This is a genomic window from Photorhabdus sp. RW14-46 (assembly GCF_963887965.1).
In the GTDB taxonomy this organism is placed as follows: Bacteria; Pseudomonadota; Gammaproteobacteria; order Enterobacterales; family Enterobacteriaceae; genus Photorhabdus; species Photorhabdus laumondii.
Genome location: NZ_CAWPHH010000014.1, coordinates 21,998 through 46,406, shown reverse-complemented (window position 1 = coordinate 46,406; position 24,409 = coordinate 21,998). Strand labels below are relative to the sequence as shown.

At 42.6% G+C, this 24,409-nt stretch carries 22 protein-coding genes; 5 read left to right on the top strand and 17 right to left on the bottom strand.

Going from position 1 to position 24,409, the window contains the following annotated elements; all coding sequences use genetic code 11:
- Positions 1 to 28: 28 nt before the first annotated feature.
- The 7 genes from AACQ38_RS13215 to AACQ38_RS13185 form a co-directional block, all read right to left on the bottom strand.
- Positions 29 to 571, bottom strand: coding sequence for a CDP-archaeol synthase (locus tag AACQ38_RS13215; protein ID WP_165578321.1), 543 nt, complete (start codon positions 569 to 571; stop codon positions 29 to 31).
- The gene (locus tag AACQ38_RS13210) at positions 561 to 1,184 is read right to left on the bottom strand and encodes a CDP-alcohol phosphatidyltransferase family protein (RefSeq protein ID WP_165578320.1); all 624 of its coding nucleotides are present in this window, start codon (positions 1,182 to 1,184) and stop codon (positions 561 to 563) included. The genes AACQ38_RS13215 and AACQ38_RS13210 overlap by 11 nt, the downstream gene beginning before the upstream one ends.
- Positions 1,181 to 2,767 carry a fatty acid CoA ligase family protein gene (locus tag AACQ38_RS13205; RefSeq protein WP_165578319.1) on the bottom strand — a complete coding sequence of 529 codons (1,587 nt, stop codon included), beginning with the start codon at positions 2,765 to 2,767 and terminating at the stop codon, positions 1,181 to 1,183. The genes AACQ38_RS13210 and AACQ38_RS13205 overlap by 4 nt, the downstream gene beginning before the upstream one ends.
- Positions 2,764 to 3,819 carry a hypothetical protein gene (locus AACQ38_RS13200; protein WP_165578318.1) on the bottom strand — a complete coding sequence of 352 codons (1,056 nt, stop codon included), beginning with the start codon at positions 3,817 to 3,819 and terminating at the stop codon, positions 2,764 to 2,766. Before AACQ38_RS13200 ends, AACQ38_RS13205 begins: the two co-directional genes overlap by 4 nt.
- Positions 3,812 to 6,556, bottom strand: coding sequence for a phosphoenolpyruvate synthase (locus tag AACQ38_RS13195; RefSeq protein ID WP_242685589.1), 2,745 nt, complete (start codon positions 6,554 to 6,556; stop codon positions 3,812 to 3,814). Before AACQ38_RS13195 ends, AACQ38_RS13200 begins: the two co-directional genes overlap by 8 nt.
- 165 nt (positions 6,557 to 6,721) lie before the next feature.
- Complete coding sequence (locus AACQ38_RS13190) at positions 6,722 to 9,223, bottom strand: phosphotransferase (RefSeq protein ID WP_011148587.1); 2,502 nt, start codon at positions 9,221 to 9,223, stop codon at positions 6,722 to 6,724.
- Between the two features lie 20 nt (positions 9,224 to 9,243).
- Positions 9,244 to 10,188 (bottom strand): prenyltransferase, encoded by a 945-nt coding sequence (locus AACQ38_RS13185; protein WP_109791889.1) that lies wholly within the window; start codon positions 10,186 to 10,188, stop codon positions 9,244 to 9,246.
- Positions 10,189 to 10,808: 620 nt separating this feature from the next.
- Between AACQ38_RS13185 and AACQ38_RS13180 the strand changes: the two genes are divergently transcribed.
- Both AACQ38_RS13180 and AACQ38_RS13175 read left to right on the top strand, forming a co-directional pair.
- Complete coding sequence (locus tag AACQ38_RS13180) at positions 10,809 to 11,105, top strand: hypothetical protein (protein ID WP_058589573.1); 297 nt, start codon at positions 10,809 to 10,811, stop codon at positions 11,103 to 11,105.
- Complete coding sequence (locus AACQ38_RS13175; RefSeq protein ID WP_011148584.1) at positions 11,099 to 11,602, top strand: GNAT family N-acetyltransferase; 504 nt, start codon at positions 11,099 to 11,101, stop codon at positions 11,600 to 11,602. The genes AACQ38_RS13180 and AACQ38_RS13175 overlap by 7 nt, the downstream gene beginning before the upstream one ends.
- Here the strand turns inward: AACQ38_RS13175 and AACQ38_RS13170 are convergent.
- Positions 11,571 to 11,885: a GIY-YIG nuclease family protein gene (locus AACQ38_RS13170; protein ID WP_011148583.1), complete on the bottom strand. Its 315-nt coding sequence runs from the start codon at positions 11,883 to 11,885 to the stop codon at positions 11,571 to 11,573. The two genes, AACQ38_RS13175 and AACQ38_RS13170, sit on opposite strands and share 32 nt — an antisense overlap.
- A gap of 274 nt (positions 11,886 to 12,159) precedes the next feature.
- Between AACQ38_RS13170 and bhsA the strand changes: the two genes are divergently transcribed.
- Both bhsA and AACQ38_RS13160 read left to right on the top strand, forming a co-directional pair.
- A complete protein-coding gene (gene bhsA, locus AACQ38_RS13165; protein ID WP_011148582.1) occupies positions 12,160 to 12,411 on the top strand; it encodes a multiple stress resistance protein BhsA in 252 nt (83 codons plus the stop codon).
- Positions 12,412 to 12,534: 123 nt separating this feature from the next.
- Entirely contained in the window at positions 12,535 to 12,966 is a 432-nt protein-coding gene (locus tag AACQ38_RS13160) for a YhbP family protein (protein WP_165578316.1), read from the top strand.
- 2 nt (positions 12,967 to 12,968) lie between these two features.
- On the opposite strand, the gene nrdG is transcribed toward AACQ38_RS13160, so the two are convergent.
- The 4 genes from nrdG to pyrI all read right to left on the bottom strand — a co-directional run bounded on the left by nrdG (position 12,969) and on the right by pyrI (position 16,910).
- Entirely contained in the window at positions 12,969 to 13,433 is a 465-nt protein-coding gene (nrdG, locus tag AACQ38_RS13155; protein ID WP_113024720.1) for an anaerobic ribonucleoside-triphosphate reductase-activating protein, read from the bottom strand.
- Between the two features lie 19 nt (positions 13,434 to 13,452).
- A complete protein-coding gene (gene nrdD / locus AACQ38_RS13150; protein WP_165578315.1) occupies positions 13,453 to 15,591 on the bottom strand; it encodes an anaerobic ribonucleoside-triphosphate reductase in 2,139 nt (712 codons plus the stop codon).
- Between the two features lie 250 nt (positions 15,592 to 15,841).
- Positions 15,842 to 16,228, bottom strand: a complete 387-nt coding sequence (gene ridA / locus AACQ38_RS13145; RefSeq protein ID WP_011148578.1) for a 2-iminobutanoate/2-iminopropanoate deaminase — start codon at positions 16,226 to 16,228, stop codon at positions 15,842 to 15,844.
- A gap of 217 nt (positions 16,229 to 16,445) precedes the next feature.
- Entirely contained in the window at positions 16,446 to 16,910 is a 465-nt protein-coding gene (pyrI, locus tag AACQ38_RS13140) for an aspartate carbamoyltransferase regulatory subunit (protein WP_011148577.1), read from the bottom strand.
- 481 nt (positions 16,911 to 17,391) lie between these two features.
- On the opposite strand from pyrI, the gene AACQ38_RS13135 reads away from it, so the two are divergent.
- Positions 17,392 to 18,360, top strand: coding sequence for an IS30 family transposase (locus AACQ38_RS13135; protein ID WP_165578314.1), 969 nt, complete (start codon positions 17,392 to 17,394; stop codon positions 18,358 to 18,360).
- A 97-nt stretch (positions 18,361 to 18,457) separates the two neighbouring features.
- On the opposite strand, the gene AACQ38_RS13130 is transcribed toward AACQ38_RS13135, so the two are convergent.
- From AACQ38_RS13130 to AACQ38_RS13110, 5 genes are all read right to left on the bottom strand, one after another.
- On the bottom strand, positions 18,458 to 18,910 hold the full coding sequence (locus AACQ38_RS13130; RefSeq protein WP_165578313.1) for a GNAT family N-acetyltransferase: 453 nt from the start codon (positions 18,908 to 18,910) through the stop codon (positions 18,458 to 18,460).
- Positions 18,911 to 18,917: 7 nt separating this feature from the next.
- On the bottom strand, positions 18,918 to 19,808 hold the full coding sequence (gene rarD / locus AACQ38_RS13125) for an EamA family transporter RarD (protein WP_011148703.1): 891 nt from the start codon (positions 19,806 to 19,808) through the stop codon (positions 18,918 to 18,920).
- Positions 19,809 to 19,919: 111 nt separating this feature from the next.
- Positions 19,920 to 20,390: a thioesterase family protein gene (locus AACQ38_RS13120; RefSeq protein ID WP_058588500.1), complete on the bottom strand. Its 471-nt coding sequence runs from the start codon at positions 20,388 to 20,390 to the stop codon at positions 19,920 to 19,922.
- Between the two features lie 295 nt (positions 20,391 to 20,685).
- Positions 20,686 to 23,103, bottom strand: coding sequence for a GNAT family N-acetyltransferase (locus AACQ38_RS13115; protein ID WP_165578312.1), 2,418 nt, complete (start codon positions 23,101 to 23,103; stop codon positions 20,686 to 20,688).
- Entirely contained in the window at positions 23,103 to 24,404 is a 1,302-nt protein-coding gene (locus tag AACQ38_RS13110) for a lysine N(6)-hydroxylase/L-ornithine N(5)-oxygenase family protein (RefSeq protein ID WP_058588498.1), read from the bottom strand. The genes AACQ38_RS13115 and AACQ38_RS13110 overlap by 1 nt, the downstream gene beginning before the upstream one ends.
- Between the last annotated feature and the right edge of the window lie 5 nt (positions 24,405 to 24,409).

Sequence of the window (24,409 nt, the reverse complement as noted above, 5' to 3'; positions counted from 1 at the left end):
CTGCAATATTTCTATCTGATTTCCTCGCTTAAAATCTCGTTTTTTTCAGCGAAAATAAAAACAATATATTTTTAACAACGAAGGCGCTGATTAAAAAACAGAGGAAAACGAAAAATGCATCGATGTAAGTCAGATTAAGATAAATAAAATAGGCTATTGTGACGCCAATAGCGGAATCAAGTTGATCGAATAAAATAAACAGTCGCTTATTTTGTTCCGGGTGTTGCCCCGGTGGTGCGCCGAGTCTCCTTTTTAGCCAAGAGTTTGGTAATTCGAAAAGGACATAGCCTAAGCCCGCCAGAAAACCGGCAAATAAGCAGGAGGAAATAGTCTGCGGAATAACAGTGTCCTGTGTTCCGGTGCTGAAAGCTAACCACAATAGCGAAAATAGCGCGGTAATAATGGGTACAACAATAAAACCGCGCCAGGTCTTGTTGCGACCAAAATAACGTTGATGTATTGGAATAGCCCAGCGGGAAAAATAGTTTTTCGTCACAATCACCATATGTAAACAACCACCAAGGATGACGGGGATCATTAAAATCCATCCGTGATAAAAACTATTGAGCATAAAGACTCCAGAAATGAAGACCAGTAAATAAGACGAACCCTGCAAGTGTTGTACTGATAATAGTATTGAGACTCTTGAATTTATAAAACGGGCGGTCCCATAGCATGGCGATACTGAATGTAAGGAGCGCTAATGTCAGTAAGAGATGGCTTAACCACGGCTCGGCTACCAAGCTTACCAAAGCGTAACCACTGATAATAAATAAGCTCCAGAATACGGGCATACCAAGATAGGAGAGCTGGTTTTCATTCTGGATATTCCCAACTTCATTAAATACGGATAATCGCAGACAGCCGCTAATGATCATTAAAATGATAAACAGGGAATACCAAGATTGATAACCGGAAAGGTAGAGGATAATGGCCGGAGAGATCAAGTAAATAAGTTGATCCATAAATCCATCAAGATAGCGGCCAAACGGGCGGACAATATTTAAATTTCTGGCTAGAATACCATCAAGTGCGTCGCCAAGCATGGCAAGATACAAAAATGCAATCGCTAAGTAATGCCAATGTTGTAACGCGGCAGCCACGGCAAGAGCGCTAAATACCGCCCCAATGATAGTAATATAGTCTGCTCTGTTTAGATGAATGATGAAATGATTATTATTCATAATTTTTCCTTGTATGGAACGGAGGACAATTGGCCTTTCCTAAGCATATTGATCAGCGCAATGCGGTTTATTTTGCTGTTGTGGCGAATGTCAACAGGGATAGGATTAGCACAATAAATACGAGTAACCAGCGTGAGATCCAGCTCGTCTAAAATAGCGGGTAAATCTGTCGGTAGTGTAGCGCTTTCCAGTATCAGGGCGGCTCCGCCTAAAGGATGTAACACGAATGCGCTTTGAGTGACCCCAGACAGTTCATTGATCCTTTTTTCCAGTACGTAGGGATGGATGATACGACCATCATCTAACACCACTTTGTCTTTTACCCGCCCAAGTAGCCAGAGCTGTCCTGTCGTGTCCAGATAGCCGACGTCACCGGTACAGTGCCAAATACCTCCTTGTTTACGTGGGAGTTTGTTTTCTTTCGTTGCTTGAGGGTTATCAATATAGTCTTTGAGCACATGGGGCCCGGCAACTAAGATTTCACCGACATTACCGGTGGCGAGTGGAGTAATTTGTTGGGGGTTAGCCGTTATTTCCCGGATACATATTTCTGCTTGTGTAACGGGTTTTCCGACTAGATAACCATCATGAGTTGCCCAGTGGTTTAATTGAGTCGTCATTTCAACGGTACTGATCGGTTCAACCTCGGTGGAACCATAGACTACTAAATGCCGAGCATGTGGAAAGACTGTCAGGCAGTTTTCAAGCAGAGCCTTATTGGCAGGCGCACCACCTACGATGACTGTTCGCACGTTAGGGAATGACAATCCTTTGTTCTTAGCATAACCGGTGATTTTGCTCATATAGGCGGGAGCGCCGCTGAGGCATGTAATACCTTCGCCTTGCACTTGCTTGACGATCTGCTGTGGATCGACGGTTGCGGGATGGGAAAAGTCAAAATCAGGCAAAATACTGCTGTTGCCGCAGCATAATGAGTGCAGCACCATAACGGGGAAACTGTGTAGATCTATCTCATTCTTCCCCTCGGCAAAAAGTGCTGTTATGGCATAAAGTTGTGCTAGTAAGCTGTCATGAGTGCGGTTTGCGCCTTTGGGGGTGCCGGTAGAACCCGAGGTAAAGGTAATTAACCCAGTTGTATCCGGCGGTAAATCCCGGCAGATAAAGCCACTCAATGGTAAATGTTGATTGGGTGTTTCCAGTACTTTCATGCCCAAGATACGTTGCCCGATGACAAAACGTCGCAGTCGCCAGAGTTCAGGGAGCAGAAACCAGAATTTTCCTAACGTAGGTTGAGTGATCACCGCCGATAATTGACTGTGGCGCAGTATCTCCCTCAGTTGCTTTTTGGCAAGCCCGCGTTCAAGCATAACGGGAACTAGCCCTAGCCCCAGAATGGCAATAAGCAATGGATAAAGTACTAAGCCTGGTTGGATAATCACTAACAAGCGATCGCCAGCGACGAACCCAGCTTGAGTTAACTGATGCTGGAAATGGGAGGCATGAGAAAAAAACGTCTGAAAGCTTAAACCACTACTATGATCCCGTGAATGTGGCGCTTGCAGGGCTAAATGCTCAGGATATTTTTGGGCTGCATCGACAATTGGCTGACAAATATTTGTCATGCGATCCTCCTGTAATAAAGCGCATATTGATGCTTGGTGGCAGCAGGTGTATTGAAAAGCCGTTTGGCAGTTTTGAGCGATGTATTATCTTCACGCATCATGGCCCCTCCTAGACGAGGGTGAATACGTCTGGCACTCTGTTCAAATGAGTGGTACAGCATGTTGTACAGCCGGCTGCCCCGGTATTGCGGTGCGACTGCCACGGTTTTCAGCAACCCAATGGTGGGCTGACCGTTTTGCAGGACTGACAGACTCAAAATTATCCCGGCAATTTCGCCACTAGGAGTTTTAGCCAGAAATGACGCAGGGTAATGGCAAAAAGGTTTGATAAACTCCTCACCGCAATGCTGCTGAAATGCGGGCCAAGATGGCGTGGCATAAGCGAAATTCTCACCAAACACCGAGTCGATAAAAGAATAGAGTTTAACCTGTTCTTGCATCCATAATTCTGGCGTTAGCGGCAATAATGTCGCTTGAACCTCAGGAAGTCTTTGCGCACGTTGATGAGCCTGCTGAAAGTTGTCTTCTGTTGCTTGGGTATCGTCGAATATTGAGGTATAGCGATAACGGATATCAAATCCTAACTCTTTTAACAAAAGGGGGTAGTAAGGAGGGTTATAAGGCTCATGCTCAAAGGGAGGCACATCAAAATGATCAAGTCGAACGCGGTAGTGTCCGAAAGTTGAAAAATTAATCGGCCCGTAGAGATTGCACGCACCATTTTCCTTGGCCCATTGTTCTAGAGCGCTAAACAACATGGTGTTGCTTGCTATGTCATTATCAGTTTCCCAAAAGCCGAAAAATGCGGCAGATTGGTCATCAACGTTATGAGGTACTAAAAAGCCGACAAGACGGGCTTTCCCTGGAATGCAGCCAATCCAGGCTTTACTGTGATCAAACCAAGAATTCTTCGGGCTAAACTGCTGTTGTACTTTTTCCCGGTTTTCACCAGGCCATAGCGGCCAATCGCGATAAATACTGGGTGGAAGGTCAAGAAAACCTTCAGGTAGTGGATTGGCCGGAGACCATTCTCCCATGAAAATATTAGACATGTTCACTCCTTGATGTCAGCTCTTCTACAGTGGTGTCGTGCAAGCGGACAACAGTCCCAGTTGCTCCATCCATGCGTACCCGATCGCCATCTTTTAAAATTTGTGTGACGGCGGGAATGCCGACAATGGCGGGGATCCCCAGTTCACGAGCAACAACGGCGGAATGTGAAAGTGTGGAACCGCGCTCAATGAGTAATCCGCCTGCTGTAGGGAATAACGGTGCCCAACCGGGATCGGTACGTACGGTACACAGGATCTGCCCTGCTAGTGACATTTCATCTTGTGGGTTTTTAATTAATCGGATAGTTGTTTCAACTTGCCCTGGGTAGCAACCTATACCCTGTAGCATTCTGCTATCGGTTGGGGCTTGTTGTTCCTGATAGGGATAACTGTAATCTTGCTGTTGATACAGTGAGCCTCTAATGAAAAAGTGATGAGCTGGTTCATCCTCTGTTTCGTAGTTGGCATATTCTTGCTTGCGCATAGCAACTAAAGGCTCAAGTTGGGTCTGTATTGCTGTTCCTTCGTAGCCGCTGTAGATCTCCTCTAACGTGAGATAAAAAATATCGCGGGGTTCAGCGAGTATTCCTTCTAATGCATATGCCTGACCAAGTTGTAGGAAGATATCTCGATACAGCCCAAACATACGAGTTCGGGTAAAACGCATATTTTCCCGGTGACGTATCGCTTGGCGTAATTTCTGCAAATTCTTTTTAAAGGTGTTCATCCGCTTGGAGCCAAGTCGCTGCTGTATTTGCTGAAATGCGGTATTTTCAGCCTGAGTACGCAACTTTCTTTCCCGGCTGGATAACGTCTCTGGTGTGAGGGTATCGATAGCAAGGTAGTTTTTTAGTATCAGAAATAAAAAACTGGGATCTTGTTTTAGTGTGATGGTTTCCAGCTTCAATTCACCCATCGTGCGATCGCCATATTTTTTAATATAATCAATGCACTGCTGGTGGAATGATTCATCGAGTGGGCGTACTTGGGTCAGCAGGGTACGCGCATCACCGAGGGTCAACAGGTTGCACAACTCAGGGTGCTGGCGTGCATATTGGCACATCTTTAACAGCACTTTGGTCGGTTGGGTACTTTCAATATCTTCATCTCCGGAGAGAAGATCGCCTAATAGTGCAGATGAATTCTCAATACCGGCAGCAACCAGCCCTCGATGTACCCGGCCATTAAACATCATCACGTAAAAGTCGTTCAGGATCGGCGTCGTCCAGCGTCGTAGCAGATGTTCATCCAGATATTTTAATTTTTCGATCAGTTGGCCACTGTTGCAAGTATGCAACTCTGATTGTTTTATGGCGGCGGCATGCCATTTAAACTGCTCTAAGAATAGTTCTACCCGTTGATCCATAGTCCTAAAGGCATATAGCAAGCGCAGGAGTGCCCACCCCATTTTTGGCAGTTTCTTTATTTTATCGCCCAGTGAAAGTGTTTTATCCTCAATAAAATCAACCGGATCTTCCAGCCCCATCATTCTTTCCATATCTTTTTTATTGGTTTGGAAAGAGGGAAGTAATAGTAGTCCTTTGTACCAATTGTTGATGTTGTAATAGATCCTACCTTTAACTAAGCCGAGCATATTTTCCAGCATGGAACGATGCTGATTAACTTGTTTATCTGAGCAACCTAAAGCACGTATTGTCTGTTCATAAACGGTGGCATAACCTGCCCGGGCAAAAGAGAAAGTCAGTGGTGTTGTTATTCCACAATAAGATTCCTGAATATTGGAATTATCGAAAATAATATGATGTTCGCTTTTATCATCCAGACGTGGCAATCGGGTTATTGGCCGGGTCTGTAGAATAAAGATTTGGTGGTTTTGAATCGTCCATTCGATATCTTGTGGACACCCCCGTGCTGCCGCAATTTCTTTGCCAATATCTCGTAATGCATAGATTTTATTATCGAGTAAGGTCGGTTCCGACTGTTTTTCTTTCGCGACGGGTATGGTTACTGTACCGCTGCCGTTGGTAGTATTGAAAACAGTTGCTGTCTCTTTTTGTGTGATATGACGTTCGATCTCAGGTGAGGTGAGATGAACTGAAAATTCATCGGTATCGCATTCGCCGGAAACTACACCTTCTCCGGTGCCCCAGGCGGATGAGATTAGGCAATGTTGCCTGCTACCCGTAACAGGGTGTGCAGTAAACATGACACCAGAAACTTCACCGGCAACCATGTTCTGAATGATGACAGCACTACTGATATTGCCCATCGGTAGCCGTTTGTGTAGGCGATATTGTAATGCACGCGTGTTAAAAGCTGAGGCCATCACGGCACGTAAGCTATTGGCAAGCGCTGATTTACCCCGCTGAAATAGGTAGCTGTCCATCTGCCCGGCGAAAGAAGCATTGGCGGCATCTTCACCAATGGCTGATGAGCGAACAGCGAAAAATTCATCTGGGTGATTCTCTGACAAGAGAGCTAATTCTTCTTCTAATTTAGCAGGCAATGGAATCGACTGTAGCCACTGACGCAATGGCGCAGCAATAGCATCGAGTTTTTCCTGGCTAATATCATGTGGTACGGTAGCCAACTGCTCTATGATGTTGCTTGCAAACGTATCGTTGATGAGTAGGTTATTAAGCACCTCGCTGCTGATGACCCAATAATTAGGTACAGGAAAACCGTTTTGCGTAAGCCATAATAAATTAGCCGCTTTTCCACCTAAGGAATGTTCCGCCAATTCAATAGCGTTATCTTGCGTGTAGAGATATTTCATATTGTTCCACCAATGCAGCAATAGTATATCTTGCTTACATCATTCTCTTATTTGCACGTAATATTTTTGGCGTGAATAGATCAATAAGATATGAATATATTACAAGCTATTGCTGCACCCTTATTTTAGAGGAAGAGTCAATTAAATAGTTTATTTGGTTGATTATTAATTCCGTGTTAATGAAATAAGCCAGCGGAGCGTTTTCATTGTGCGCTCCATAAATGGGTAGCCAACAACATTATGTGCCATCATATAAAACGGAATTCTTCTCATCCATAAATCATGCAGCGCTAATTCATAGCCACGACGCCAAATTATGGGATCGAGGGAGAGCCCCGATTTTTGCTCAAGTTCAACCCGGTGTAGTTCAATATAATAAGCCACCTTATCTGCATCACTTTGTGGGTCTAAGCTAAAGGCCAGAAGTTCTGCCAGGTCGCGCTGGGGGAGATGCAAAGTAGACAATTCCCAATCCCAAGCACATAAATGCAAGCCGGTTTCCTGTTGCCGGAAGGCAATATTGCGTGGGTTGAAATCACCGTGGATCAATGTCCTGGGCATCTGTTCGATCTCTTTCCACCAAGTGGCGGCATTATCTACCCAGTGCTGGAAATCTTCATGTTGTTCGGCAGTGAACAACTCAGGAAACGTTTGGTGGATAAAATTGCCCAGTTTTTGCCACAGGGGATTCATCTGTGAAACTGTATCGGCATTCGGAATTTGCAGTTGCGAGAATTTCCACGTGAGCTCTTCTTCCCGTCCCAACCAGATAGAGTGAATATCGGCTACTCCCCGGATGGCGGCTTCAAGGTGGTGCTGCTCCCAAGGTGTTTCCAGGTTAATATTGTTCATTAACACCATATCGTGGAGCAATTCTTCAATCAGGGCATAAGTTCCAGTTGCTTCGTTTTCAATCACACCATAGATAACGGGAATATAGCGCATCAACCGTGGATCTTGCTGATTCATAATAGCCAGCTCACGGCTATGGCTTTGGTTAAATTCAAGCTGATGTTCAAAATCCTGGAAAACGGCAAACAACTCAGAAGAGCAGTGTTTAGCGATATCCAGTACCATATTCACGACCTCACTTCCCAGAGGCTTCAATTTCAGCATCACGGATAAATTGTTCTGTGCGGATGTCGTCATAGAAAAAGGAAATAAGCCAATTAAACGTTCCGCATAATTTGAACTTAGATGTGTCAGCATGCTGTACCCATCATCACCCGAAAATTTAGGTTTGATTGTCGTTAAATGGGCCCCTTGTAACACAGGGTTAAAATTTGCTTGCTGGAAGAAGGGCAAATCAAGCTCTTGTGGGGTGTGCGCAGTGATATTGTTAGTGGTGACAGGGCGATAGCGGCCAAGTTTTTCATGTGATTGCGCAAATTCATCCGCAGCAACCGCTGACAGTGTTGAAATATCAAGAGCCAGGCAATAACTAGCGATGATTTCGGCCAGACGAGCGGTGCCGTTTTCATCAGTGCAGCCCAACATGTTCAGGCATTCACGTTGGTGTGGTAAATTGGTTCCGCCACCAATGGTACCGACAATTAGAGAGGGCAGTGTGATACTGCAATAGACACGGTTATCGGCAGTCAATGTCATGTGTAAATGCGCGACGGAAGATTCATGTACACAGGCGATGTCCTGCCCTAAGGCGGTAAACATCCCGGCGATAACATTCGCGGCATTAATATTTATGCCGACCATCCCTGAGGCGATAGCGCCCTCGCAGACATGGTGATAAGCCGTGACGAGTTGCTGTGGAGTGACCCGTAATATTTGCTGACAGGATTCAGCTTCTAGATAAACTTCAGCTACTACACGTGTTCCACGTCCTTCGATGAAAGATTGATAAGAGACTTTTTTATCGCCCGAAGTATTACCATCGATTATAAAGTGACGCAGTGGTATAAACGCCATTTTGGCTAACTGTTGTTGGATCCACTGACATGCATACCAGGTGCAGATGGTGGTCATATTTTGACCTGCCGCTGCGGCTGTATTATAGATGAATTGCAGATGGACGCTGCGCCCGATGATTTGTGGCTTTACTTCCACCAATTGTGCATGCTTAGAATGGCGCCCAATTTCATACCGTAGTTCGCTGATATGTTCGTTGATCCAATCACTGAACATAATGCTGTGCGAAACGCTGCAAAATTCAAAACGAGGGGCACGTATCATTCGTTGTCCAAGTACACGCGCAGTTGTACCCCCTGATTGCATAATGGCTGAGGAGCCACGGGATATTGACGCAATTAAAGCGCCTTCTGTGGTGGCAAGTGGCGCATAATATACCCCTTGAGCATATTGCCCCTTTATCAAGATAGGGCCAGCAATTCCCACAGGGATTTCTATTGAACCGATAAACCCTTCAATGGTTTTTGTTAATTGCGTTGCATCCAGATGGGTATCTGCTACATGTTTCAATGTATGTCCGGTATGTTTTGCTAAATAATCCAGACGTTTTTGCCGGGCTTTCTCTGTATAAGTATAGAGGTGGCGGCGTGGCAGTAATTCTACTTGGGTTGCTTCTTGGTGTTTAAGGCTAAATGTATCGTGTGATAATTCTAGAATAGAACTTCGCGCACAGTTTTCTGTGTGTGCAGTGGTATTATCTGAAACATCACATACATATGATTGGAGATTTTTTTGCAACATAACTGTATTTCCTTTAATGCCTAAGCAAACCCAAGCTTTATTAAGATGCTAGCAGTGCAAACTGAATAACCTAGCACCATGAATATTCCGACGATAGCTTCATCGCGTTTGCGATTTTGGATGGTAGGGTTATGGAGGAATTTGCCTAATTGCCATAGACACAATGCATAACAAACGACCAAGGTAATTAACGCCCATAACGCTATACCATCAGTGGTGATACGGATTAGCCAAATCTGTAATATCAGCATTACAGTGAGCAATGCCGCGATAATAGCGACAGCTCCTTTTCTGCCGAAAATAGATGAATAGGTCGGTATTTCAAGACGTTCTTCATCTGGGCCTTTACACTTGCGTGTAATTTCAAAACTGAATCCAGAGAAAAAGCACAATCCCATCAAAACCCATATTGGGAAATTGAGTGTGAGGTTAGGACTGGCGATATTGCCTAACCACCAGATAATGAGTGGCATTACCAGCATATGGGAAATGGCATACCAAGTAAGGTGTTGATTTAGCCATTCACCAATAAAGAATTCTTTCCCCATAAGACAGGTCCAGATAAAGACCAACAGCCAGGCAAAAGTAACTGAGCCAATTCCCCGATCTAGAAATAGACTTCCACCTAATTGTAATGCGATACAACAGATACCAAGTACCCGTAGATTTTTCAGCGTAATAATACCGCGCTGTAAAATTCGCTGTGGATGATGTTCACAATCCAGTTGGTAATCTTTATGCTCATCGAATATCCGTAATAGTAAAAAATAGGAGAAGGACATCAGGCAACCGAGCAGGATCTCCCATGACAAAATGGGCTTTTCCCCTATTGAATAAAAAGCTACGGAATAGCTAATGATATAAAAGATAAAGAAAAGCGGCGCATTTTGTAGCGGGAAACGCTCATCCATCCATAGCTTTATCCTCTTACCAATGAATTTTGAATAAATATCTTGGCTTTCCATACACTGTTCCTATTTATTGTATAAGGATTAAACTATATACATTTGTGACAATTCAGCCCAAGGATAATCAATAAAGAAGCAAATCTTAATAAATCCTATGCGTACTTTTTCGCATTATCTCTCTCAATAATTTAAGAAATACATATGGACTGATGCCATACATTAAGCCAAAAATTTGCAATCGGCTATAATCAGTATGTGTAAATTTTAATTTCAGCATGCAACTTATGTTTACATTTTTTTCTATAACTGTATGTTTATGAGATGCTTTTGTTTCCATTTGGATTAAAGAATCATGGGCTTTAATATCATATTTCAGACAGATATAGATAAGTTCTTCTTCGTTATCGACGACAACTGTGTCACGTAAATAAATTTTTTGTGGGGCAAAGTTACTCCATATAAAATACCGGAATAAAGTAATAAATGATTAGTAATTGTAATTGAATTAGTGGTGGGATGTTTTGATTTAGCGCAGTTTATAGTCAGATATTACCCTAATAATTAAAAGGTAAAATTTACAGTTAGGTCTGTATTGGATTCTTGATGTAGGATCGGGCGAATGCCGATATATTTTGGCTAAATAGCTACGTTACTTTATCAAGTAAGGAGTCTGAGCTGTGTTAGGAAAAATCCACAATCTTACTCTGCACTGGTTTATTACTGTTCGTGATAGTCATTTAGTTATCAACCAGTATAAGCAGGAAGAGGTTAGTTTCAGCGACGAAGCCAATTATCTGATTCTAATGGTTATTCGTACAGAATTAGGGTTGTGTGTTAAAAATTTGGTAGATACGTTAGCGCTAAAGTTCATGCTTGCTGTTCTTTGTGCGGGTTTGTTCCAATTGGCTGAATGTATAAAAGCGAGTTTGCCGGAGGGCGCGGATCAGCACGATCTTGCGCAATTATCATGTTGATCAGAGTAGAAATTCCAGTAGATGCAGCGGGAATAGATCAATTATTACGGAAATCTTTTGATACCCCGGCAGAAGCGGAATTGGTCCAACAATTGCGGGAAGATGGATTATTGACGTTAGGTGTGGTTGCTACAGATGACGAAGGCCAGGTAATCGGTTATGTGGCTTTTAGTCCGGTGGATATTAATGGTGAAGATCACCAATGGGTTGGTTTGGCACCGTTAGCGGTTGCTGAAGAATATCGTCGGCAGGGGATTGGTGAAAAGCTGGTGTATGAAGGTTTGGATAGCCTGAATGAATTTGGCTATGGCGTCGTCGTTGTTTTGGGTGATCCACACTACTATTGCCGGTTTGGTTTTACGCTTGCCAGTGAGCATCAGTTGCATTGCCAGTGGTCAACGTGTGAATCTTATTTTCAGGTATATGAATTAGCTGATAGTTCTTTGGCTGACCATAAGGGGTTGGTTACTTACTCCTCACACTTTGACCGTTTCTAATTGATGCTAAATATTCTGCTATACAGACGGGCTGGCAAATAACCAGCCTCTCTTTTTGCTGTTTACTTAATTGTTTTACTTGATATTCCAGTTGTGAGGCATTGGAGCGGTCTCCGGCATAACTACTGAAAACTAGCTGTAACGGCCCTTTCCCCCTCAGTGATTTGGCTCCTTTCCCGTTTTCATGTTGTGCAAAACGGCGGTGAATATTTGTTGTTATCCCGGTATAAAGCATGCCTGATTTTGTTTTCAGTAAGTAAAGAACCCATTGATTTTCAGCCATATAATTTTTTTCTGAATTTTCTATTTTTGATATTTATATTTTACTCGAACGTTTTTCTATATCATTTTTCTGAATAATTTAGTTTAAGTTATTACAATATAACAGTTTTATAAAACCTGTTACATATCAATTTGCTATACGTCGCATTATTTATTCAAAAAAATTGAAATAAAATAGCAATAATTGCTAATTTTTATTCCGGCCTTTAGAGCATACTATGATCCACATCACAGAGAGTAACTCATTCCACTAAAAATTGATCAAGGATCATAGTATGAAAAACGTAAAATATATCGCTGTTGCTTTAGCTTTAAGTGCTATCTCTTTTGGTAGTATAGCGGCAACAGAAGTTCAAACTTCTTCTTCCCCTAAAATTGGTGTAGTTTCTGTAACGGGGGCTGATACTTTGGAAACCCTAAGTGCCGAATTATCCAAAAAAGCTGACAAAGCAGGCGCATCTTCTTTCCGTATTATCTCTGCCAGCGGTAAGAATCAATTATCAGGTGTTGCTGAGATCTATAACTAATTTATAGTAGAGCATACTGAACCCTGTCCCTGTCAGGAGATATCAGAACACGCCGTAGGATGATGTTTATCCCGGCGTGGTTCTGGGCTTCGAGGCAGATACAATCCTGCTATTGGAGAGAGAGTGAACGCGACTGAAAACTTTCAGATTATCCACAGATACCTCGCAAGACAGCATGTCCTAACGCTTTGTACAGCAACCGGTGATGATATTTGGTGCGCAAATTGTTTCTATGTTTTCAATGCCGATGAAATAGCCTTTTGGTTTATGACTGAACTTCATACTCGCCACGGTGAAATGATGCAGGTAAATCCACAAATTGCAGGTACCATTGCCGGGCAGATTCGTCATATTGCACAGATAAAAGGTATTCAGTTCAAAGGAGAAGTCATTCGTCTTGAGGGTGAAAAAGATAAAGTGGCCAGAGCACGTTATTGCCGCCGTTTTCCTGTGGCAATTGCTGTTAAAACACCTATTTGGCAACTGAATCTCAATGAAATAAAGATGACTGATAATACGCTTGGATTTGGTAAAAAAATCTGCTGGCAGCGATAAAATTATCTTAATCTATAAATAATCTGGTTGTAGCTACCACGCCATAGTAAACCGGGCTCATAAAGCTCTTGTATAAACTTGCCATCCACTAGCACATTAATATAGCTGACAATTTCCTGTTGAATTTCGCTAAGTTCCTTTAGCCGATAACCTGTCCAAAGCCAAATGTCCTTGTCTGGGCACTCTGCTTTAACCCGTTTTACCAATTGCAGGATTGCGGATGTGTTGTGTGGATGTAGGGGATCTCCGCCAGATAAAGATAGCCCTTGTCGTTTAATACGTTTGTCCTGTAAATCAAAAATTACACGGTCTTCCATTTCCTGCGTAAATGGTTGGCCGGAGTTCACCCGCCAGGTACTTTTGTTATAACAACCGGGGCATTGATGTTCGCACCCCGCGACAAATAGTGTGCAGCGGGTTCCGGGGCCGTTGACCACATCAACAGAGTAGTATTGGTGGTAATTCACGTTATCAGCCTGCCTTAAATTAGCCTAATTGCCCATTTGTCAGATGCTTTACTCTGCGTTTCACCTCTTCTTGTTTACCTGCATTGAATGGGCGGGCATCAGGGCTTCCCAGATAACCACAGACGCGGCGGATGACTGATACTCTGGAAGGTTCATGATTGCCACAGCGTGGGCAGGTAAACCCTTTACTGGTACAGGAGAATTCACCGGTGAATCCACATTCATAGCATTCGTCGATGGGGGTATTGGTACCGTAATAAGGGACACGTGAGTAGCTGTAATCCCAGACATCTTCCAGTGCTTTTAGATTATGTTGCAGATTAGGATATTCGCCGTAACAGATAAAGCCACCATTTGTTAGTGATGGATAAGGGGCTTCAAAATCCAATTTGTCATAAGGATTGACCTTCTTTTCAACGTCAAGATGGAAACTGTTGGTGTAATAACCTTTGTCTGTCACTCCTTCAATCACGCCAAACTCAGCGGTGTCAAGGCGGCAGAAACGGTCACATAGATTTTCACTTGGTGTGCTGTACAAACTGAAACCATAACCTGTCTCTTTTTTCCATTGATCAGTGGCTTTTCGCAGATGATCAACAATTGAGAGTGCTTTTACACGTAATTGTTGATCATCAAATAGATGAACTTGATTGCCATACAATGCATTAATGGTCTCATGAATACCAATATAGCCTAGGGAGATAGAGGCCCGGCCATGCTTAAAGATTTCAGCGATATTATCATCGGCTTTCAAGCGAACCCCGCAGGCACCTTCCATATAAAGGATGGGTGCAACTCGTGCTTTGACACTTTCCAAGCGGGTAATACGGGTCATTAGTGCTTGCTTTGCCAGTGCCAGACGTTTGTTTAGTAATTGCCAGAAATGTTTTTCATCTCCTTTGGCTTCGATAGCTATCCGAGGCAGGTTCAAACTGATAACCCCTAAGTTATTGCGTCCTTCATGAATTTGTTCCCCCTTTTCCTCATAAACACCGAGGAAACTGCGACAACCCATTGGGGTTTTAAAGGAGCCTGTGACCTTAACCACTTGATCATAGTTAAGAATATCTGGGTACATGCGCTTACTGGCACATTTGAGAGCCAGTTGCTTGATATCATAGTTAGGATCACCGAGTTTGTGATTCAGGCCATCACGGATAGCAAATACCAGTTTGGGGAACACCGCTGTTTTGTGGTTCTTACCCAAACCAGCAATGCGGTTACGCAGAATAGATTGTTGGATTAGACGGGATTCTTTTGATGTACCCAGACCAAAGCCAAAAGTGACAAAAGGAGTCTGCCCATTGGCGGTATGCAGTGTATTAACTTCATATTCCAGTGATTGAAAAGCGTCATAACACTCTTTTTCTGCTCGTACTTCGGCATAAGATTTTTTATCAGTGATATCCCACTCTTCGGCAATCGCCAAATGTTTTTCATAGCTGGCTTTAACGAAGGGGGCCAATGCTTCATCTATACGATTGATGGTGGTACCGCCATAAATATGGCTGGCAACCTGAGCGATAATTTGAGCCGTTACCGCCGTTGCGGTTGAAATGGATTTTGGTGGTTCTATTTCAGCATTACCCATTTTGAACCCATGAGTTAGCATACCTTTCAGATCGATCAACATACAATTAAACATTGGGAAAAAGGGGGAATAATCGAGATCATGATAGTGGATTTCGCCTTTTTCGTGGGCTAATACCACATTACGCGGCAGAATATATTGTTTGGCATAATTTTTAGCAACAATCCCGGCCAGCAGATCCCGTTGAGTTGGAATCACTTTGCTGTCTTTATTGGCGTTCTCATTGAGTAGGGAAACGTTACTCTGTTCAACTAAGCCACGGATTTCTTGATTAAGTCGGCTGTGTAATTCTCGGACAGTATCCCTATCGTGACGATATTGAATATAGCGGTGGACAAGGTGATCATGCTTGTTTGCTATCAATTGATGTTCTACTGCGTTCTGAATATCTTGTACATCAACTTGCCTGTAGTCAGCCATTGATTGCGTTACTGCGGATGCAACTTGGATACAATACTCATCATCCGTCATGCCAACGGCAGAAGTGGCCCGTTTTACGGCATCTCTGATACGTGTTTCATCAAATGGTACCTGGCGACCATCCCGTTTTATCACAACAGTTTTCACAATATGACTCCTTGAGAATGTTATCCGAAGGGCAAACTATTCTCGTTTTGATATCCAGTTTGAAGATAGATGTTGCTATATATAGTCTTATTTTTATATTTAAACACAAGATATAGTAATTTTGAGTGGGATAATCACGATCTCATTTGATCTGAAACAAAGAATGGAGACTTAATATTTTAAGGTTCAGTGAAAAGTACAACCCCTTGGTCAGTAACTAACCAAGGGGTTGTAGAAAACAGGGCAGGGATTATTTACGAATCGCGATAGCTTCGATTTCGATTTTAACGTCTTTTGGCAGACGGGCTACTTCAACACAAGAACGGGCTGGGAAAGATGCATTGTGTTCTTTGAAGAATGCTTCATAAGTTGCGTTAACGGTACCGAAGTCATTCAGGTCTTTAACGAAGACAGTTGTTTTAACAATGTCACCTACAGTGAGGCCTGCTCTTTCAACGATAGCTTTAACATTTTCCAGTGATTGACGAGCTTGAGCGGCGATATCTTCTGCGACATCACCTGTTTCTGGATTGACTGGGATCTGGCCGGAAGTGATGACCATATTGCCTAGATCAACCCCCTGAACATATGGACCAATTGCCGCTGGGGCTTTATTGGTATTAATCTCGTATGACATAGGTTCTCCTGTTAATGTGATAACTGAATAAATATTTCATCAAGGGTACTATTATAGTGCCCGCTTCTGCCTCAGCAACTGACATATACCCAATGGATTTCAAGATGCATCGCGACGGCAAGGGAGCGAGTCCCCGGGAGCATAGCGAACTATGTGACCGGGGTGAGCGAGTGCAGCCAACAAAGAGGCAACTTGAAAGATAACGGGTATAGATCGTTCAATCGTTGAGAATCACCACATTGCGGTCAAATTCTTTCTCGCAGTATTTGCAGGTTAGCACCACATCTTCCACTGTCACTTTGACTCGAAAACTGCTTTCTACGGGTTCATTGTGGCTGATGCAGTTGCTGTTAGGGCAGACTAATACGTTATCGATACACTTAGGCAAATTAATGGGAAGTTTCTTCACAACTTCATAGTTTTCAATACAGTTCACCGTAGCATTCGGTGCATACATAGCAAGTTGGTTAGCTTGCTGCTCTGTCAGGAATGTATTTTCGATTTTGATGAGATCTTTTTTACCTAGTCGATTGGAAGGTAAATTCAGGCCGATGGTAATGCGTTGATCGGTTTCAGTTAGCTTAAACAGAGAGAGTAGTTTGAAGCCGACCTGAGCCGGGATATGGTCAATCACCGTACCGCATCTAATAGCTTCGACTTGTAGTTTATGATCTTGGGTCATAGTGTTTTGTATGAATACATTTTAGTGACAACTTTCTGTATTCATCCTCCAGAATATTGTTAAGAATCGACACGTCTTCCATTTTAGGCGGTGGTACCTCGTTTATCCAGATAAAGCGCCAGTGATTCAGTACTACAAATTGTTCCCAATCTCCTCCTGACAGGACAATCTACCAAGGAATATCAGAAAGCCATATCACCGCAGAGAGTGTGAGTTAGCACAGAAATAGTGAAATTTCATTTTGAAGTACAGAAAGGCAGCTGTGTGTCCCATGAAAGCCGGCTAGTTGGTCGAGAAATACTTATTTTAAATTAGGAATTAGGTGCGGAATGACGGTTAATAATTAAAAATATTAATTTTCTGTAAATATATTAAAAGTTAATAATAAATTGGCATGGCGGATTCGACTAATAAGCGCAATTTTTCAGAAGGGTGGTCAGTTGCTATAGTAGGCATCTTTCCCGCCACAGGAGAATGCGCTATGGCCTATACACAACTGACCGAAACAGAAAGATACCCGATTTCCAGTTTAAAAGAAGCCGGTTTTTCACAGCTTTTCATTGCTCAGTCACTTAAGCGAAGCCCGTCGACCATCAGCAGAGAATTGAAGAGAAATCAAGAAGTCCAGATATACTGCCCTGAACAGGCTCATTTGAAGGGATTGGCTCGTCGTCATTTTGCAAAGAAAGCCGTGAAAATAACGCCGGAAGTAAAAAAATGGATAAAACGATTAATTTGGAAAGACTTAAGTCCTGAACAGGTGGCTGATTATCTGAAGCAACATAAAGGGATATTGTTGCATCATGAGACGATTTATAGGTTGATTTATCAAGATAAAATAGAGGGGGGTGATTTATGGCAACATCTGCGAATAGCCAGAAAACCCTATCGCAAACGCTATGGTCGCTATGAAAGAAGAGGCAAAATTAAAAATCGGGTCAGTATTGATGAGCGTCCGGAACTCGTTGATAAAAAAGCCCGTATTGGCGACTGGGAAGGGGATACGATAATTGGGAAAGATAAAAAAAGTGCATTATTAACACTAGTAGACCGCAAAACGCTGTATACAATTATTGTTAAAGTTGATAGTAAACGGGCATCAGAAGTCGCGAAAGCGGCAGTGAAAGTATTATACCCGTTAAAACAAAAGGTTAAGACTATCACATTCGATAACGGCTTGGAGTTCGCAGCTCATGAAATCATCAGTGAAACATTAGAAACCCAAATTTACTTTGCCCACCCTTATTCGCCTTGGGAAAGAGGGATCAACGAGAATATCAATGGGTTAATTAGACAATACTTTCCAAAGGGAACCGATTTTAATAAAATCTCTGAGCAGGAAATAAATTTTGTGTCAAATCGGTCAAATAATCGCCCCCGAAAAACACGAGGTGGGAAAACACCAAATGAATTATTTAAGGGAATACGAACATGTTTACTTCCAGATTAACGATGTTGCACTTATTATGTGAATCCAAGTTTGATTATTAAAGATAAAGTAGATGTAACGAGAAAGGCATTAATATATAAAATAGAATTAGCTTATTTTACAGGATGTACTTAATCATACGAATCGCTGTTCCTAATTGAGTATATTCTTTTCCCAAGTGTTTAAAGCCAAGGGCAATATAAAACCCTTCTGCTTGCGGATTAGCTAGCACCTGTAATGAGACTTTGCCTTTTATATGAAGATCATTCAATGTGATTTGCACCAATTGCTTGCCAATACCTTGATGCCAAAAGCCCGGTTCAATAAATATTCCATCAAGTTCTGCATTTCCATCAGATAGCGGTAATACAACACAAAATCCCAAGATTACATTAGCTTGTTCCGCAATATAAACATATCCTGCTGTAATATATTCTATCGGCAGTTCTATCATATGGGGATTTGCTAGTAGTAATTCCCTATCTTCTTCCCACATAAGAGATGCACGTAATTGGAGAGCTTCAAGGGCGAGCTGTTCGGTTGTACCGGCTAATCTGATGGTTATTTTCATTGTTTTGCTATCTCTGCGATCTACGCTGTGTATACACTGCATCCAATGTAAACAGCACTAATGCAGCCCAGATAAAGCCGAAAGTAATCAGACGGTCAATGCCTATTTGTTCACCATAAACCAAAGTTGCTAGCAGGAACATCAGCGTTGGGCCGACATACTGAAAGAACCCTAGTGTGGATAGGCGCAGGTGAGCAGCGGCTTCTGTGTATAACAGCAATGGTACAGTAGTGATAATACCCGCAGCAATCAGCCATAGATTCAGTGTCATTGGGTTAGCAGTTAAATCACTGGTTGGGCTGTTGGCAAAACCAAATAGGTAAATGGCGGCAACCGGCAGTAACCACAGTGTTTCAATCGTCATGCCTGTTTGAGCATCAACATTCATCTTCTTTCGCAGCAGGGCATACAGGGCGAAAGTAACAGCCAAACTTAATCCAATAACCGGTATAGAACCAAATTGCCATAATTGGATTAACACGCCGGTGAAGGCCAGAATAACCGCCGCCCATTGCATGCGGCGGAAACGCTCACTCAAAAACAGCATACCAAACAAAACATTAACCAGTGGACTAATGAAATAACCCAGGCTGGCTTCCAGCATATGGCCGTGATTTACCGCCCAGATGTAAATCAGCCAGTTACAGGCAACGACAGTGGCCGTCACTGCCAGTAATAGCACTTTTTTAGGTTGATGAAAAACTTTGACTACCTGTGACCAGTGACGAGTCAATGTTAGCAGTAGCAACATAAAGAAAAACGACCAAATAATACGATGGGTCAGGATTTCGTCAGCAGGTACTTGCTGGATATGTTTAAAATAAATTGGTGCGATTCCCCAGATAAAACAGGCACCGAAGGCATACAGTACTCCTTTGGTAGTTTGTGGCTTGTTCATATTGTCCTGATGTTAATAAAGGTGGAAAGAGTGTCATGAGTTTTTAGCCCGTTAACGTGAAAATAATATGTCACCGGGCTGAATATTACGCAAGCGATTAAAATTATATTGTCATCCTACCAGATAGGTCGCCGTTACACTGGCGATATGGGCTCTCTGCTCATTATGTAGTTCTGCTCTGGCGACGGAAACTTTGTTGCCATTGCGGATAATGCTACTGGTGGCGGTGAATAATTCACCACGACCGGGGCGTAGATAATCCACCCGTAAATCAATCGTTCCCATTATGGATAATCGTTTTTCTAATTCTTCTAATGATGCGGGTACCAGACGGGTCAAGGCGTTACCGATACAGACCAATCCACCACATACGTCAAGCACTGAGGCAATTACACCACCATGTAAAATTTTTTGTGCGATATTACCTACTAATTTCCTTTGATTACGGAATTGTATTTCTACGTAATCTTGTTCAAACCGAATCAGTTCAAGTCCTAATAATTGGTTAAAAGGCATATTGTGAACAAAAGCATGACCAATCACTTGCCGGGCTTCTTCCAGGGTTAATAGCGTTGTAGACATTTAATTTTATTCCTAAATCTAAATAAAGGTATGTGTTATCAATATGACTTTATATAGTTAATGACTTGTTAATGTTGTGCTTTTATTGCTAATCTTGCCAGCTTTAAGGAATGCTTGGCAATAATCTGAATAACATCAGTATAGGTAAGTTGAAATGGAAAATAATATTGGTGCTGGAATTTAATCTACTGAAATTATGTGTATATGTAAATAAAGAAGGCAGTACTGTAGCAGCACCGCCTTATATAAAATAGTCACTATATTACTGATGAGGCACCGTTTTCCATGCTCATTGTTACGAATGACCAAATTTGGCAATTGGGTTAATCAGGTTATCAGCAAACTGTAAACTTTGAGCCGGATCAGCTAAATCAAGCATCTGACGGTTATTCGCTATTTGCAGACGATTTAGACAGCAGCGTTTAATCTCCGGTGTAAACAGCTCATAACGTATAAATTGCTCACTCAATTCAGGATGGTTGTGCTGATAGCTTAAAATACACTCTGCTACAGCCTGCCAGAAAAGATCCTGTGAATAGTCACCCTGTTCATCCAGTATTGCAGCCAGATATCGGAATATACCGTCAAATACATCAGATAAGATAGTGAGTGTTTTCATATCTTCTGGCATGTCTACTTTGACTCGACTCGCTTTTTCCGGTAAATCGGCGTCGGGATTCATGACCAGAATCTCTTCCGCTAAATCTTTCATGAAGATGTGCTGTGGAATATGGTTTTCCAATACCAGAATGATGTTTTCGCCGTGTGGCATAAACATTAGATCATAAGCGTACAAACAGTGTAACAGTGGAGCAAGATAACTCTCTAAATAGCGACGTAACCATTCCTGAGTAGGCAGGCCGGATGCGGAAATTAATGCGGGCAATAGGGCATTCCCTTGCTGATCACTGTGCAGTAACGCAGCCATAGTCATCACTTGTTGCCCAGGTTCAATGAGTTGCAGTGGGTTTTCTCGCCATAGTGCCGCCATCATTTTTTTATAAGGCGTATCACTACTGATTGCTTGCTCGTAATAGCTGTTTTTGAAGCCAACACTGGCGACTTCTCGTAAAATTTTAAAACGATAACGTTGCAGGATGGGATCTTGTGTTACCAAATCAAATAACCAGTCGTTAATGCCCGGTGTCGTCGCCATGTAATAAGGTGATAAACCGCGCATGAATCCCATATTGAGAATGGACAACGCCATTTTTACATAATATCGCTGAGGGTGACTGCGATTGAATAGGGTGCGGATTGACTGTTGTGCCTGATAGGTATCAGCACCAATACCAAGGTAGACCAATTTCTGATTAGCAATATCAGGCGCAAACACCGATGCCAGTTTGTTCTGCCATTGCCAAGGGTGAACTGGCATCAGAACATAATCCTCTGGATTAAGGTTAAGCGCGATCAACCGCTGATCAAATTCAGCCATTGTGGTGGTGCCTAGTTCTTGTTCCAGCAACTGTTGATAATTGAGTTGCTCGATGCAAGCAAAGTGTGCCTTGCTCTTATGGGCGGCTAGCCATACTAAATGTATAGCAGAGGCCGCTTCGGGACTAAAGTTCTGGAAATCACCAATATCAAAACCAATCCGGCCATTGTTGGCGACGAAGGAGGGGTGTCCTTCCATCATCTCCCCTTCCAGCGCCTGAAAATCAGTATTCACGAGATCCATTGCACTGATACCGATTCTGTTATGCTTAAAAGCACTGCTATAGAGAGTACTGGTAATTTCTTCCAGATAGGTAGTCATTACGACATCGCTGATGCCAAGTTGTTGTTTGAACTCAATAATGAATAGCAAGGAATCGAGTGCTTTTTCTTCTCCGTTGGCATTTTTCTGTAACGAATCGGCATCAATCAGCCAGTGATCCAGTGCCATACGCCGTGCCCGAAAAGTATAGCTGACCAGATGGTCAGCACTATTCAAACGGTAACTGTCCAAACGGTAATGGTGATATCCATCACTATCTGCTTTTTCAGTTAACTGTTGAGGCACGAGTAAACATTCGTGTGAAAATTCAGCAATAGCTTTACACAAGTGCAGACGATTAACTTTCTGCCAGACCGCTGGTTGCAAGTGCATGGCATTTGTCATCAATGAACCTGAGTGGGTTGGTGTTGTCGCGTGATGTTCCCGCTGTAACGCAATCTGATGCTGTTCTCTGGTGCAAAAGGCTAACTTGGCTGTTTTATTTGGTAATACCAATGCCTTCTGATAAACAAAACCGGCCCGCAGATTAAGTTTGTGAATTTTCTCATTACGTATATCGGGCTCAACCACAATACGAGCCACAGTAGGATCACTAAACAGAAAGGCCATGATGGTTTGGAAAATTCCCCAGGTGAAATGCCTTATTTTTGCTTGCGGTGGTGCAACCAGAATATGCATTCCCATATCATCTGGGTGTGCTGGATAATATTTTCCAATCAGATCATCTTGTGCACGATAACACTCTAATAGAAAAGCAGGTTGCTCCCGATAGATTCCAATAAATACACTGCCCGGGTGGCGGGATTCTAAGTCCTGATAAAATTCCCATACTTGTTGTTCGGTATTATTTATCATTCCCCAATAATGGGCGTAATCCTGGTTAACCCAGTCAGTTAATATGGGAATATCCCGTTCTAGATCCAGTGGACGTAATGTAAAGGTACCTATTTCAGGCAAGGATTTTTCAAACAGCGTAGGATTAAAGACGGACATTAGCATGCTCCTTCGGTGTCAACGCTGAACTGCTGGAAAGCGATACTTTTCTCAATCGGATAATGTTCAATACCGGTAATTTCATAAATCAAACAAGAGTTGCGATAACAGGCCATTCCCAGATCCGGCGTGACGAAACCGTGGGTATGTAATTCTACGTTCTGTATGAAAATGGTATTGTTCTGATCGATACTGTAATTACGCTGTACACCATAACGTCCTTTTTCATCCCAATGGATAAGGTGATGTATGCCTTCAATAAAAGTCGGGATTTGATACTGATAGCCGGTTGCCAGAACGACTCCTTCGGTGTCGAGAGAAAATGATTGCTCCTGCTCGTGTTGGAATAACGCCAATGTTAGGTCGCGGCCATTATTAGCATGGCTAACTTGTCGTAATTCACTATTGGTATATAAGTTGACGTTTAACTTGCCATTTAATCGTTTGGTGTACATTAAATCGAAAATATCGTTGATTAATGAACTATTGATACCTTTATAAAGCTGCTTGTGGGACAAATTTAATGCATCACGCTTGTCGCCCGGGAGACTATAGAAATAATCTATATATTCTGGTGACGTCATTTCTAGTGTCAGCTTGGTATATTCCAGCGGGAAAAAACGTGGCGAACGGGTCAGCCAATTAAGTTGATAATCGAATTTATCAATATCACTGAGCAAATCGTAGAAAATCTCTGCGGCACTTTGTCCACTACCCAGAACAGTAATAGATCGTTTTTGTTGCAAGGTCGCTTTGTTATTTAAATAATCACCAGATGTCACCATCCGTTCAGAGAACGGTTGGCAACACTTTGGAATATAAGGTGCAGGTCCGGTACCCAATACCAATTTTTTACAAACAAATTGGTGTTGCTGCCCAGTTAACGTATCTGAACAATGTAGTGTATATAGCGAAGCGTCTTCATCATAGCTGATACTGTCAACGCGTGTGTTAAAGCGTAAATTAGATAACTGTTCTGCCGCCCACTGACAATATTGGTTATATTCCTTACGCATCAGGAAAAAACTTTCCCGGATATAAAAAGAGTATATTCTCCCTTTCTGCTTGATGTAATTAAGGAAGCTAAGTGGATGAGTGGGAGATGCTAAGGTCACCAGATCTGACATAAAAGGGGTCTGCATGGTGGAATTTTCTAGCATCATTCCCGGATGCCAATCAAAGCCCGGTTTTTGATCAATGAACAGGCTATGAATATCTTCTAGTGGCTGAGTTAAACAAGCCAGTCCGAGATTAAAAGGACCAATTCCAATGGCAATAAAATCATAAGGGCGAGTTGTCATAATTT

Excerpts from the sequence above, each read along its gene's own strand:
- AACQ38_RS13215 (WP_165578321.1), bottom strand. The coding sequence starts at position 571 with ATGCTCAATAGTTTTTATCACGGATGGATTTTAATGATCCCCGTCATC.
- AACQ38_RS13210 (WP_165578320.1), bottom strand. The coding sequence starts at position 1,184 with ATGAATAATAATCATTTCATCATTCATCTAAACAGAGCAGACTATATT.
- AACQ38_RS13205 (WP_165578319.1), bottom strand. The coding sequence starts at position 2,767 with ATGACAAATATTTGTCAGCCAATTGTCGATGCAGCCCAAAAATATCCT.
- AACQ38_RS13200 (WP_165578318.1), bottom strand. The coding sequence starts at position 3,819 with ATGTCTAATATTTTCATGGGAGAATGGTCTCCGGCCAATCCACTACCT.
- AACQ38_RS13195 (WP_242685589.1), bottom strand. The coding sequence starts at position 6,556 with ATGAAATATCTCTACACGCAAGATAACGCTATTGAATTGGCGGAACAT.
- AACQ38_RS13190 (WP_011148587.1), bottom strand. The coding sequence starts at position 9,223 with ATGTTGCAAAAAAATCTCCAATCATATGTATGTGATGTTTCAGATAAT.
- AACQ38_RS13185 (WP_109791889.1), bottom strand. The coding sequence starts at position 10,188 with ATGGAAAGCCAAGATATTTATTCAAAATTCATTGGTAAGAGGATAAAG.
- AACQ38_RS13175 (WP_011148584.1), top strand. The coding sequence starts at position 11,099 with ATGTTGATCAGAGTAGAAATTCCAGTAGATGCAGCGGGAATAGATCAA.
- AACQ38_RS13170 (WP_011148583.1), bottom strand. The coding sequence starts at position 11,885 with ATGGCTGAAAATCAATGGGTTCTTTACTTACTGAAAACAAAATCAGGC.
- bhsA (WP_011148582.1), top strand. The coding sequence starts at position 12,160 with ATGAAAAACGTAAAATATATCGCTGTTGCTTTAGCTTTAAGTGCTATC.
- ridA (WP_011148578.1), bottom strand. The coding sequence starts at position 16,228 with ATGTCATACGAGATTAATACCAATAAAGCCCCAGCGGCAATTGGTCCA.
- pyrI (WP_011148577.1), bottom strand. The coding sequence starts at position 16,910 with ATGACCCAAGATCATAAACTACAAGTCGAAGCTATTAGATGCGGTACG.
- AACQ38_RS13135 (WP_165578314.1), top strand. The coding sequence starts at position 17,392 with ATGGCCTATACACAACTGACCGAAACAGAAAGATACCCGATTTCCAGT.
- AACQ38_RS13130 (WP_165578313.1), bottom strand. The coding sequence starts at position 18,910 with ATGAAAATAACCATCAGATTAGCCGGTACAACCGAACAGCTCGCCCTT.
- rarD (WP_011148703.1), bottom strand. The coding sequence starts at position 19,808 with ATGAACAAGCCACAAACTACCAAAGGAGTACTGTATGCCTTCGGTGCC.
- AACQ38_RS13120 (WP_058588500.1), bottom strand. The coding sequence starts at position 20,390 with ATGTCTACAACGCTATTAACCCTGGAAGAAGCCCGGCAAGTGATTGGT.
- AACQ38_RS13115 (WP_165578312.1), bottom strand. The coding sequence starts at position 23,103 with ATGTCCGTCTTTAATCCTACGCTGTTTGAAAAATCCTTGCCTGAAATA.
- AACQ38_RS13110 (WP_058588498.1), bottom strand. The coding sequence starts at position 24,404 with ATGACAACTCGCCCTTATGATTTTATTGCCATTGGAATTGGTCCTTTT.